The 10,803-nt window shown below is 36.3% G+C and carries 8 protein-coding genes, 16 tRNA genes, 1 rRNA gene and 1 pseudogene; 3 read left to right on the top strand and 23 right to left on the bottom strand.

Annotated features, from left to right (window positions below; genetic code table 11):
- Positions 1-42 precede the first annotated feature (42 nt).
- Positions 43-1,338 (bottom strand): glycoside hydrolase family 1 protein, encoded by a 1,296-nt coding sequence (locus tag BK577_RS23610; RefSeq protein ID WP_026560652.1) that lies wholly within the window; start codon positions 1,336-1,338, stop codon positions 43-45.
- A 213-nt stretch (positions 1,339-1,551) separates the two neighbouring features.
- On the opposite strand from BK577_RS23610, the gene BK577_RS23615 reads away from it, so the two are divergent.
- Positions 1,552-2,793: a helix-turn-helix domain-containing protein gene (locus BK577_RS23615; RefSeq protein ID WP_051475569.1), complete on the top strand. Its 1,242-nt coding sequence runs from the start codon at positions 1,552-1,554 to the stop codon at positions 2,791-2,793.
- A 132-nt stretch (positions 2,794-2,925) separates the two neighbouring features.
- Here BK577_RS23615 and BK577_RS25820 read toward each other — a convergent pair.
- The 4 genes and pseudogenes from BK577_RS25820 to BK577_RS23640 form a co-directional block, all read right to left on the bottom strand.
- Positions 2,926-3,728: pseudogene (locus BK577_RS25820) on the bottom strand (aminotransferase class I/II-fold pyridoxal phosphate-dependent enzyme); the annotation flags it as partial.
- Entirely contained in the window at positions 3,679-4,305 is a 627-nt protein-coding gene (locus BK577_RS23630; protein WP_078435148.1) for a GNAT family N-acetyltransferase, read from the bottom strand. The pseudogene BK577_RS25820 and the gene BK577_RS23630, both read right to left, overlap by 50 nt.
- A 150-nt stretch (positions 4,306-4,455) precedes the next feature.
- Positions 4,456-4,617, bottom strand: a complete 162-nt coding sequence (locus tag BK577_RS23635; protein WP_078435149.1) for a DUF3934 domain-containing protein — start codon at positions 4,615-4,617, stop codon at positions 4,456-4,458.
- A 249-nt stretch (positions 4,618-4,866) separates the two neighbouring features.
- Positions 4,867-5,187, bottom strand: coding sequence for a MazG nucleotide pyrophosphohydrolase domain-containing protein (locus BK577_RS23640; protein ID WP_078435150.1), 321 nt, complete (start codon positions 5,185-5,187; stop codon positions 4,867-4,869).
- Between the two features lie 93 nt (positions 5,188-5,280).
- Between BK577_RS23640 and BK577_RS23645 the strand changes: the two genes are divergently transcribed.
- Positions 5,281-5,862 (top strand): LOG family protein, encoded by a 582-nt coding sequence (locus BK577_RS23645; RefSeq protein WP_078435151.1) that lies wholly within the window; start codon positions 5,281-5,283, stop codon positions 5,860-5,862.
- 514 nt (positions 5,863-6,376) lie between these two features.
- Positions 6,377-6,655 (top strand): YrhK family protein, encoded by a 279-nt coding sequence (locus BK577_RS23650; protein WP_169908455.1) that lies wholly within the window; start codon positions 6,377-6,379, stop codon positions 6,653-6,655.
- Positions 6,656-6,746: 91 nt separating this feature from the next.
- On the opposite strand, the gene BK577_RS23655 is transcribed toward BK577_RS23650, so the two are convergent.
- The 18 genes from BK577_RS23655 to rrf all read right to left on the bottom strand — a co-directional run bounded on the left by BK577_RS23655 (position 6,747) and on the right by rrf (position 10,571).
- A complete protein-coding gene (locus tag BK577_RS23655; protein WP_078435153.1) occupies positions 6,747-8,312 on the bottom strand; it encodes a bifunctional metallophosphatase/5'-nucleotidase in 1,566 nt (521 codons plus the stop codon).
- 244 nt (positions 8,313-8,556) lie between these two features.
- Positions 8,557-8,638 (bottom strand) — tRNA-Leu (locus tag BK577_RS23660).
- A 17-nt stretch (positions 8,639-8,655) separates the two neighbouring features.
- Positions 8,656-8,744: transfer RNA gene (locus BK577_RS23665), tRNA-Leu, on the bottom strand.
- A 13-nt stretch (positions 8,745-8,757) separates the two neighbouring features.
- Positions 8,758-8,831, bottom strand: a tRNA-Cys gene (locus BK577_RS23670).
- 8 nt (positions 8,832-8,839) lie between these two features.
- Positions 8,840-8,914 (bottom strand) — tRNA-Gly (locus tag BK577_RS23675).
- A 59-nt stretch (positions 8,915-8,973) separates the two neighbouring features.
- Positions 8,974-9,048, bottom strand: a tRNA-Gln gene (locus BK577_RS23680).
- Between the two features lie 180 nt (positions 9,049-9,228).
- Positions 9,229-9,304, bottom strand: a tRNA-His gene (locus tag BK577_RS23685).
- A gap of 15 nt (positions 9,305-9,319) precedes the next feature.
- Positions 9,320-9,393 (bottom strand) — tRNA-Trp (locus BK577_RS23690).
- A gap of 26 nt (positions 9,394-9,419) precedes the next feature.
- Positions 9,420-9,503 (bottom strand) — tRNA-Tyr (locus BK577_RS23695).
- Positions 9,504-9,515: 12 nt separating this feature from the next.
- Positions 9,516-9,588, bottom strand: a tRNA-Thr gene (locus BK577_RS23700).
- 23 nt (positions 9,589-9,611) lie between these two features.
- Positions 9,612-9,684: transfer RNA gene (locus BK577_RS23705), tRNA-Phe, on the bottom strand.
- Positions 9,685-9,856: 172 nt separating this feature from the next.
- Positions 9,857-9,933, bottom strand: a tRNA-Asp gene (locus BK577_RS23710).
- 78 nt (positions 9,934-10,011) lie between these two features.
- Positions 10,012-10,088: transfer RNA gene (locus tag BK577_RS23715), tRNA-Met, on the bottom strand.
- A gap of 10 nt (positions 10,089-10,098) precedes the next feature.
- Positions 10,099-10,174, bottom strand: a tRNA-Val gene (locus BK577_RS23720).
- Between the two features lie 8 nt (positions 10,175-10,182).
- Positions 10,183-10,257, bottom strand: a tRNA-Glu gene (locus BK577_RS23725).
- Positions 10,258-10,276: 19 nt separating this feature from the next.
- Positions 10,277-10,367: transfer RNA gene (locus BK577_RS23730), tRNA-Ser, on the bottom strand.
- Between the two features lie 4 nt (positions 10,368-10,371).
- Positions 10,372-10,446 (bottom strand) — tRNA-Asn (locus BK577_RS23735).
- Between the two features lie 9 nt (positions 10,447-10,455).
- Positions 10,456-10,571: ribosomal RNA gene (gene rrf, locus BK577_RS23740) — 5S ribosomal RNA — on the bottom strand.
- Positions 10,572-10,803 lie beyond the last annotated feature (232 nt).

Below are 10,803 nucleotides of genomic sequence, written 5' to 3' on the forward strand. Positions count from 1 at the left end.
TAGATAGATTCATATTATTTTAATAACTAAAGATTTAGTTAATTAGAGTCCATTCTTATTAATATCTCCTAAAACTGCTAAGCTTTCTTTTGGAAGTCTGGTTTGAGTAGAACGATCAACAGCAATTAATCCGAAGGTTTGGTCATACCCCAATTGCCATTCAAAATTGTCTAGTAAAGACCAATATGTGTAACCAATTACTGGAATCCCATTTTCTAGTGATTGATACACACCACTTAGTGCACGTTTGATAAACTCAACTCTTTCCTCATCGTTGTCAGTGGAAAGGCCATTCTCTGTAACAATAATTGGTTTTTTCCAATGTTGAGAAACGAAGTTTAATACATTTCCAAGTGCCTCTGGATAATACTCATATCCCATTTTTGTTAATCTTGTTTCTTCACCTAGAAGAACAACTCCATTTGGTCCGTGAATTTTACGTGAATAATTCTGAACTCCTAAAAAATCATCCTCTTGAAGAAACGGTAGATATACAAGAAAATCTTCATACTGTTCTTTTTCTACAAACTTTTCGCCTCCTGGCAAGGCTTGATGGTCATAAAGTGAAAATGTAATTCCAACTTGAATTTCCTGGTTAATCTCTTTGATTACACTTCTTGCTTTTTCATGGCATTTCATAATGATAAGTTCACCATTTTCAGTCCTTGGAGATAGAAACGATTGTACGTTTCTAGGGTCAATTCCAAATACCTCTCCCAATTCTAGAAAATAGTTTTTCATTCTATCTTCCATTCCAACATTTAGACCAACCTGAACATCTGCTTTTTTATCTTTTTTCTTTCCCTTGTCTCCATTTGAATTCATCATTCTTTTCATAATCTTGGTTATTTGTTTACCCATATTGGCTTCATTAATTGTACAGACGTAAGGAATTAAATGACCTAATTCTGAAATAACATACTGGCAATACTTCCCGAAGTATTCAATAGTTGTTTCACTTTCCCATCCACCTTCAGTAATCAACCATTTAGGTGATGAAAAATGATGAAGTGTAACAATAGGTGTTACGTTATTTTGATGACAGAATTCAAGTACCTCTCTGTAATGTTCGATTTCTTTTTTCTCGAAATTGCCTTTGATTGGTTCGATTCGTGCCCATTCAATTGAAAATCTATAAGTGTTACATCCTGAATTTAGTAATAACTGAATATCTTCTTTATATCTGTGATAATGATCTACAGCATCTAATGATGGCTCTTTATACATCGAGTTAGGAACATGCTCCATTGCCCAAAAATCACTATTTATATTATTACCTTCTACTTGATGTGCTGCCGTTGCAGCTCCAATCATAAAATTATCAGGAAATTTTTTCATATAAATTCATCCTTTCTTTTTTCTCCAGATTGATCTTTAATAGAACCAGCATTTAATAATTCAAGTCTTACAGCCAATTGAAAGCCTTGTCATTTTACATTAAGGTCGTTTACTACAAACAAATCATATCACTGGAAAATAAATTTTTATGGTATTTAAGTATTTTTTTTTGTACAATATCTTAAAAGAATCAATAATGAAAGGAGTCAGATCATGGACTCTCCCATCGAAACAACAAAAAAAATATGCGATCTCATTTCAAAGACGTTTGGTTTACGTGTTTTTTATATTGCTCCAAGTGGGAAGATCATACATGAATCCTCCAATAATCAATTAATTAATCCCTTATATGAAAATCAAAAACAAAACCTATTTACCCAATTAAATTTTTACGCTAGTAAGAAATACAATTTCCCTTTAATTAAGAAATCGATCTTTTCAGAAAAATACGTATTAATAAGTGTCTTCAATAACCATGATTTTGTTGGTACAGTATTAATTGGTCCTTCACTTTCCTATCCGTTATCAGAAGATAGAGTAAATGGAATAATCAATGATTCCCGAGCATTTTTTTTACGTGAAAAAGTTGTCCAATATTATAAGTCTGTTCCAATTATTAAACACGACAAACTATTAAACATCAGCACTATGGCCTTTCTTATGCTTAATCAAGTATTACTTTCTACAGATACTGTGTGGGAGAAAAATGGAGAAGTAACGGAGCCTAATGAAAAAATAGGAAAAGTGGACATAGTTGTTTCTGAGAATTTACAATCAAGTACTTCTCATGAAAGATTATTTGAAAAGAAAATGTTAGAAATCATTAAGGAAGGAAGAGTGGAGGAGTTAAAAAATCTTCCAAATATAAAAGAAGAAGAAGTTGCAAGTCTTTTATCAAAAAACAGTTTTATCCGTTCTAATAAAAACCATATTATAACGCTTATTACTTTAGTATCCAGAGCTTCTATAGAAGGCGGGTTGCATGATGAAATAGCCTTTAGTTTACATGACCGTTTTATCCAACAGGTAGAAGAAGTCAATACAATAGATGAAACTAGAGAATTAGCAAAAGAGGTTCTCTATACATTTGCGGTAAAAGTGCAACAGGCAAAAAATGAACGCTATTCAAAAACGATAACCACCTGCAAGGATTATATTTACAAGCATATATATGACGACATAAGCCACAATGATATAGCCAATAAAGCAGAGCTTAGCCCCAAGTATCTATCCGTGTTGTTTAAAAAAGAAGTTGGAATAACAGTTAGTGAATATATCCAGCAAACAAAAATTGAAGAGGCAAAGAAGTTACTTATTCATAGTAAAACACCAATTTCTGTAATATGTACAATGTTAAATTTCAATGATCAAAGTTATTTTACTAAAGTCTTTAAAAAAGTGACTGGTGTTACTCCGAAATCTTATAGAGAAAGACATCATCTAATGGAAAAATAAACGATGTAACTCCTCTACTTCCCTATAGTTAAGGTACCTCCAATTGGGTAGAGATCTTTTTAAAAAGATTCTGCCCTTCATGCACTTCTATGAAAAAAGGATCACGTTCTGTTCCTGTAACAAAGAAACCCTTCATTTAATCATATTCAACTCTTTTCCTACTAAATTAAATGTCTCCAGCAAATAATTAATTTCATTCTTACAATGTTCTGTAGTGACTGTTAACCGAATACAACTTTCACCAAATGCTTCAGTTGGTGGACGGATAGCAGGTGCAAATATTCCTTTTTCCTGCAGCTTTTTTGCAAATATTGCAGTCTTTTTGCGTATCGCCAACAATAACTGGAATAATGGGTGTATCAGCTCCCTTTACTAAAAAGCCCATTTCTTTAACATTCTTAATTTGTAAGACATGTGATATAAGCTGTTGGCGCTTTTCTTTGCTTTGCTCAATAATTCCCAAGGCGGTATAAGCAGCCGCACAATTGGCAGGTGGTATCGCTGTTTGAAAAATCAACGTTCGGGCGTAATTGACAAGAAAATAAATTAAAGTTTATGACCAACGACAAAACCTCCTTCTGATCCAATTTCTTTGCTTAATGTTCCAATGACCACATCAGGCATTCCCCCGAAATACTCGCTTGTCCCCCTGCCGTTATCGCCTAAAACTCCTGTACCATATGCATCTTCAACAATCACACAGGCTTGATAGCTTTTTGCAAGTGCCATGATTTTATCCAAAGGTACAATCGTACCGTCCTGAATACTCCATCTGTTACAATAAATCAACGCTTGTAAGATGCTGTCTCTTTCAACTTTTCTTCAAGATTATCCAGAACGACATGTTTATAGATAACGGTGTCAGCTTTTGATAGGCGGCAGCCATCAATAATACTGGAATGATTTAATTGGTCGCTTATAAGGACGTCCCCTTTTAGAAATCATTTTATTAAAACAAAAATCAATCCATTCGGTATCTACAATACTGTAAAATATATTGTCGTGAATAGTCCCATCTGCCTTAATTCTATGTTTACGAAATATTCCTTCTTCTACTGCACCTATTCGTTCAACTCCTTTTTGAGAGCGTACATTTTCTCCACTAATCGAAAATTGAACACGTAGTACCTTCAGTTCTTCAAAACAATATTGAAGTAATAAAAATTTACATTCTGTGTTCACCTTTGATCTCCAAACTGATGGAGAAAGCCAAGTCCATCCTATTTCAACATTTCTATTTGCTGTATCTATGTCACCAATACGAGTTGTCCCTATTACTTCACCTGACAATTTATCCTTTATTATAAAAGGTAATTGCTTGCCTTCATTTTTGCTTTGTACAGCTATCGATAAAATTTGTTCTACATCTTCAAATGTGTTAACTTCCCTCCAAGTATATTTCCATACATCAGGGCTTTTTATAGCTTCATATACTTGTTCCTTATATTTCATCTCAAGAGGAACAAGAGTAATTGTATTTCCTTCTAATATTAAATTTGTATCAATTTTCATTGTAATTTATCTCCTTTAACGTATTAAATAGACTTTCTTTTATAATACATCAATAAAAAAACTTGAAGTCAAAAGAGATAAATTCCTGTTAAGCTAATCTGCTCCGTTACTTGAATAAGAAAAAACAATCCTACTTTCGGAAAAGCGACTTTAACTATTTCTTGTGGAGTCATTTTCAACATTCGTTTTTTTTGTACCTTTACTTATATAAGGTTTTGCACTCTTTTTTTTGTTTGCACTAGCTTGCCAACGATTCCAACCCTTCTTGTCTGTTCCTCTCCCTGTTCCACCTTTTCCTTTAGCTTTACTCATAATATCACCCCATTATTATTCCAGGTTAAATTACCTATCAGGTTAGTTTTAGTATTTTACTCGGTTATTAACCAAGCATATTTCATTAAATAAACATCCTTCTAGTCACCTATACTATTGTGTATCTTTTTAAGATATCCTGCATTCTTCACAATCTTTAAGTTGATGATCAACAATATGGCCATTTAAATGAAAAAGAGCGACATCCTTATTCAAGAATGGCGCTTAGATTGCTGAATAAGGTTTAGTCTAATCATTAGAATAACGTTTTGACAGTTTCTTTTTATGTGAGTGAAACACTTCTTCTAAAGGGATATTGTACTTGTTTGCAATTACAATTAAATTACCTAATACATCTCCTAATTCTTCAGTTAACTCTTGTTTATTTTCCTCATAAGATCCCTTAACTTCATCAGGCCTATCCCTACCTATCTCAAGGGCTCTTATAGCTCGTGCAACTTCGCCAGTTTCTTCTGCTAAAAAGCCAATACGAATAAAAATGTCTAACTCTGACCAGCCCCTATTTTCATAATAATCTTTTACCCATTGTTGAAACTCAATGACATTCATTTCACCTAACCTCCAATTCAATACTCTAAGTTTAACAAAAAAATGAAAGTTTTATATAATATTTAATGGTGATCATTTAGGAGGGGATATATATTGAAAAAGTTAGCCGTATTTTGTGGATCAAGTAAAGGAGCTTCGGATGTCTATATAGAAGGTGCAAAAAAACTTGGTAAAGAACTAGCTAAACGAAATATTGCACTTGTTTATGGTGGAGCAAGTGTTGGAATTATGGGCGCTGTTGCAGATTCAGTTTTAGAAGAAGGAGGATATGTAATTGGTATTATGCCAAGTTTTCTCGATAATAGAGAGATAGCTCATAAAAACTTGTCAGAGTTGATCATTGTAGATTCTATGCATGAGAGAAAAGCGAAAATGGCAGATCTGGCAGATGGATTTATCGTTTTGCCTGGTGGACCCGGAACTTTAGAAGAGTTCTTTGAGATTTTTACGTGGGCTCAATTAGGACTTCATCAAAAACCATGTGGTCTCTTAAATGTTAATCACTATTATGATCCTCTTATCTCATTATTTAATCATATGTCAGAGGAACAGTTTTTACATGAAAAGTACCTTAATATGGCATTAGTTGATAGTGAACCAAAAGGCATACTTGATAGATTTAATACATATGAACCACCATCCGTAAAAACTTATATTACTCAAAAACAGATCTGATAGTATAAAAACAGACCCAGTTATTACACTTGGTCTGTTTTTCCCTACCAACAAAAGACTATTTAATTTACAGTAAAAACTAGTACATCATTTAACACACTAAAACACTTAGAACTTATATATAGTTTTATTTTGATTGTTGCATATATTGGGTTATAGCCCGTTATCTTAAATAAAATTCCTCACAATTAATCCAGCATAAATATTCTATTTACTTATAATGGTTATTTCACAATCTGGCCCGTTTGCGGAAGAAAGAGATATGAATAGTGTCTAGTGCTTCAATCCGCAACAAGTGTTTATAACACTTATCGTTTGTTCCTGATCTAATAAAAAAATGCCTCATCTCCAGGTTATCAGGCGTTTTAACTACTCAGATATAGTTAGATTAATAGATATTATACGCACAAATTATTTGAAACTTGTACACCTGTTGTATAAGAAACTTAAGTAAACACCAAAATGTTTTTATGCTATTCACACTGGGAATAAATCTTACAAAGGAGATGAAAGTGTGAGACAATTTAAAGTGGATAATGAGCCTAATTACATTGACGTACAAATTGGTCAGCATGAAATTACTATTAATGAACGTTATGAATTCTTTTATAACCTTAATGATATTTTTATAGCCCTCTGTTTTTTAATTGGTAGTGTGCTCTTTCTTTGGAAACCATTAGAAACATATGCTATTTGGATGTTTATCGTGGGAAGTGCACTATTCTTAATAAGACCTATGATTCAATTTATCAGGCGATTCCATCTGAAAAAAGTTCGTAGTCCTGAATCATAGCTATAAGACTCTATAAAAATACTCTTTTTAGAAGACGAAGAAACCCTAATATACCAAGGTTTCTTCTCTTTTATCGTATTTTTATAGAATTCTATTTTGTAGTTCTTTGCGCCTTTATAAACTCAGCAAATGCCTCCACATCTAATGGCCCTTCTCCTATCGCTGTTCCTTCTTCAAACAACGTAAATCCATCTCCACCAGAGGACAAGTAATTAGTTATAGCGACAGTATAAGTTTTATCAGATTCAATAATTTTTCCGTTTGTTTCTTTCAACGATTTTATTCTATCTCCAATTGCTGCCTGATTGTCATACGTATAAGAAAAACCCGAGATTTGTAATATATTTTCCTTTTCATTAACTCTCCATTGCTGTTCAAGAGCTTTTTTTATTTGATCTCCAGTTAAGGCGGTGGTTACGAGTTTGTGTCCAAAAGGTAATATGGTTAGGAGATCTTTCATTCTTACAGCCCCTTTGTTAAGGCTCGCCCTCACCCCTCCTTGATGAACAAAAGCAAAGTCTGTGTTCATAATTGCTTTGTATGAATCTGCGATCATGTTTCCTAATGGAGAAAATCCATCTTTGTTTTTCTTTTTTGAGAACTCATCAGGTATTGTGCCAACAACTTGATTTACATAGGTATCTGTTTTTTCCTTGTATTTATGAATAAGTTCGATTGCATCCGCGTCTGGATTGACTAGTTCGTGATCAGTAAGAATTATTTCTGCTTTTTTATGAATGATGTTTTTTGATTTTTTATCGATACCTATTTTGACCTGTGAGAATGCTTTTCCATATGAGTAGGCTTGCACAATCAGCTTATTGTCTACAACTGTATTTGTGTATTGATGGTTATGTGCCCCAAAAAGAATATCTACTTCGTCGTCAATATCAGGAGCCATTTTAACAAAGTCCTCATCCGGTTGGGTACCATCAAGATTTGACTTGGAAGATATATGACCAAGAACAACGATCGACTTAACTCCTTGTTTTTTCAACTCATCAGCTGCTTTATTGATTGCTGTTACTTCGTCGGTAATTTTTATCGAATCACGATGTTCAGGGAGAATATATAAATTTGTATCGGTTGTGACAACACCAATAAAGCCAATATTAATCCCGTCAATTTCTTTAATCAAATATGGTGGAAACACATGACTATTTGTTTTTTTATCGATGATATTAGCAGATATATAGGGGGTTTTTGATCCTTGGAAGTAGCCAGTGATTGGATGAAAGCCTCCAAATAGAAGTCGTTTCATTTCATCGACCCCCTCATCTAGCTCATGGTTCCCTATTGTTCCTACATCAAACTGTAGGAGATCTAAATACTCCATTGTTGGTTCATCTTGAAGAAGAGAGGAGATAGGAGGACTGCCCCCAACCATATCACCAGCATGAATAAGAAGAGTATGTTCATGTTGTTGGCGATATTTGTTTAGATAAGCAGCCAAATAGTCTGCGCCTCCAACCTTTTTTCCATTGAATTGATCATATGTATCAAGGTGACCATGTAAATCATTCACACTTAATAACTGCACTTGAAGCAAATCACTTGAATCATGATTGATCGAAGTAGCAGCATAAACAGAACCACCTACAATAAATAAGGCAAACAATAAAAGAAGTAACACTTTCTTCACGTGCAATAAATACATGAATCGGTTCCCCCTTTCGAATACTTCAATCGTAGCATTCGTCTGTTAATCCAATCTTAAAGGACAGTAAAGTTTTATTAAGGTTTTGAAAATGATGTTAATTTAGGATGTATGGAATTACTTTGCTTGGAAAAATAAGATAGGGGCGAAAAGTGAGGATTAACATTTTCTTTATAAAGCACAAAAAAGGTCAATACTCTGATTGCTCAAAGTATTGACCTTAACGGTTTATTTCATTTTTAGATACCAGTGGTCGGGGTCGAACCGACACTCCCGAAGGAACACGATTTTGAGTCGTGCGCGTCTGCCAATTCCGCCACACTGGCAAAGGATTAAGTACAAATGGTGCCGAGGACCGGAATCGAACCGGTACGGTAGTCACCTACCGCAGGATTTTAAGTCCTGTGCGTCTGCCAGTTCCGCCACCCCGGCAAGGGTGTTAAAATGGAGGCGGCAACCGGATTTGAACCGGTGATAAAGGTTTTGCAGACCTCTGCCTTACCACTTGGCTATGCCGCCATTTTAAATGGAGCGGAAGACGGGATTCGAACCCGCGACCCCCACCTTGGCAAGGTGGTGTTCTACCACTGAACTACTTCCGCGATCTTACTTATTTATATGATTTAGCCTATGCAATAGAACTAAAAATGTGTTAAAAAAATGGCTGGGCTAGCTGGATTCGAACCAACGCATGTCGCAGTCAAAGTGCGATGCCTTACCGCTTGGCTATAGCCCATTGAATAATCTTCAGAATAAGCTTCTTCGAATCTTCTTCATGAAATCTCATCGCAAGAGGATATTTTGTGTTATTTCTAACAGGAAATAATGCGAAATATCGTCGACAACCAAGTGCTTTATTGGATCTATAATTGAAGATCAACTGATCTAATGTATCCTAGTTACTTAGCTATATAAATGGGGCGACTGATGGGAATCGAACCCACGAATGTCGGAACCACAATCCGATGCGTTAACCACTTCGCCACAATCGCCACTATATTTAAAATTGGCAGGGGCAGTAGGAATCGAACCCACACCAAAGGTTTTGGAGACCTCTATTCTACCGTTAAACTATGCCCCTAAATGTAGGTTTAATTATAAAATAAATGGTGGAGGGGGGCAGATTCGAACTGCCGAACCCTAAGGAGCGGATTTACAGTCCGCCGCGTTTAGCCACTTCGCTACCCCTCCAGATTTAGAGAGTGCCGGCGAGAGGACTTGAACCCCCAACCTACTGATTACAAGTCAGTTGCTCTACCAATTGAGCTACACCGGCGTATTATTTACCACAATAAAAGGTGGCTCGGGACGGAATCGAACCGCCGACACATGGATTTTCAGTCCATTGCTCTACCAACTGAGCTACCGAGCCAATATAGTTTTCGGCTTCCACTAAGCTTCGAATCTCTTCATCAGCTCCATCGCTCACATCCTCACGTATAGTCATACGCTGCGGTGTTCGCTCAGTCACTTCTTCGACCTTCTCGCTTATTGAAACCCTCTTACTCTATACATAATATATGAGTAAAACTTTTTAAAAATAATGGCGGTCCGGACGGGACTCGAACCCGCGACCTCCTGCGTGACAGGCAGGCATTCTAACCAACTGAACTACCGGACCATTATTTGGTTGCACTTTACAGCACTACTATGTTGTCTCGCTATGAAGAATAATCGACGTAGCGTCGTCAACTTAAATTGGTTGCGGGGACAGGATTTGAACCTGCGACCTTCGGGTTATGAGCCCGACGAGCTACCAGACTGCTCCACCCCGCGATAATATATATGGTGGAGGATGACGGGATCGAACCGCCGACCCCCTGCTTGTAAGGCAGGTGCTCTCCCAGCTGAGCTAATCCTCCGTTTTAAATGGTGACCCATACGGGATTCGAACCCGTGTTACCGCCGTGAAAGGGCGGTGTCTTAACCGCTTGACCAATGGGCCTTATGTTAAATAGAAATTGTGGCGGAGAGCAAGGGATTTGAACCCTTGATACGCGGTTAGCGTATACACGATTTCCAATCGTGCTCCTTCGGCCACTCGGACAGCTCTCCAAAATGGCTCCGCAGGCAGGACTCGAACCTGCGACCGATCGGTTAACAGCCGATAGCTCTACCACTGAGCTACTGCGGAATAATCAAAGCCTGGCAACGTCCTACTCTCACAGGGGGAAACCCCCAACTACCATCGGCGCTGAAGAGCTTAACTTCCGTGTTCGGCATGGGAACGGGTGTGACCTCTTCGCCTTCATCACCAGACATTTGTGACAAAAATTATTATACTATATGACAAGAATATTTCAAGTGTTTTTTTACTTTTATATTCCTTCAAAACTAGATAACGATTCACAATTCAATTCACTAAGTATTCGCTTATTGTTAGGTTAAGTCCTCGATCGATTAGTATCAGTCAGCTCCACACGTCACCGCGCTTCCACCTCTGACCTATCAACCTGATCATCTTTCAGGGATCTTACTCACTAATGTGATG

It is taken from the genome of Metabacillus halosaccharovorans (genome assembly GCF_002019635.1).
GTDB classification, from domain to species: Bacteria; Bacillota; Bacilli; order Bacillales; family Bacillaceae; genus Metabacillus; species Metabacillus halosaccharovorans.

Excerpts from the sequence above, each read along its gene's own strand:
- BK577_RS23610 (WP_026560652.1), bottom strand. The coding sequence starts at position 1,338 with ATGAAAAAATTTCCTGATAATTTTATGATTGGAGCTGCAACGGCAGCA.
- BK577_RS23615 (WP_051475569.1), top strand. The coding sequence starts at position 1,552 with ATGGACTCTCCCATCGAAACAACAAAAAAAATATGCGATCTCATTTCA.
- BK577_RS23630 (WP_078435148.1), bottom strand. The coding sequence starts at position 4,305 with ATGAAAATTGATACAAATTTAATATTAGAAGGAAATACAATTACTCTT.
- BK577_RS23635 (WP_078435149.1), bottom strand. The coding sequence starts at position 4,617 with ATGAGTAAAGCTAAAGGAAAAGGTGGAACAGGGAGAGGAACAGACAAG.
- BK577_RS23640 (WP_078435150.1), bottom strand. The coding sequence starts at position 5,187 with ATGAATGTCATTGAGTTTCAACAATGGGTAAAAGATTATTATGAAAAT.
- BK577_RS23655 (WP_078435153.1), bottom strand. The coding sequence starts at position 8,312 with ATGTATTTATTGCACGTGAAGAAAGTGTTACTTCTTTTATTGTTTGCC.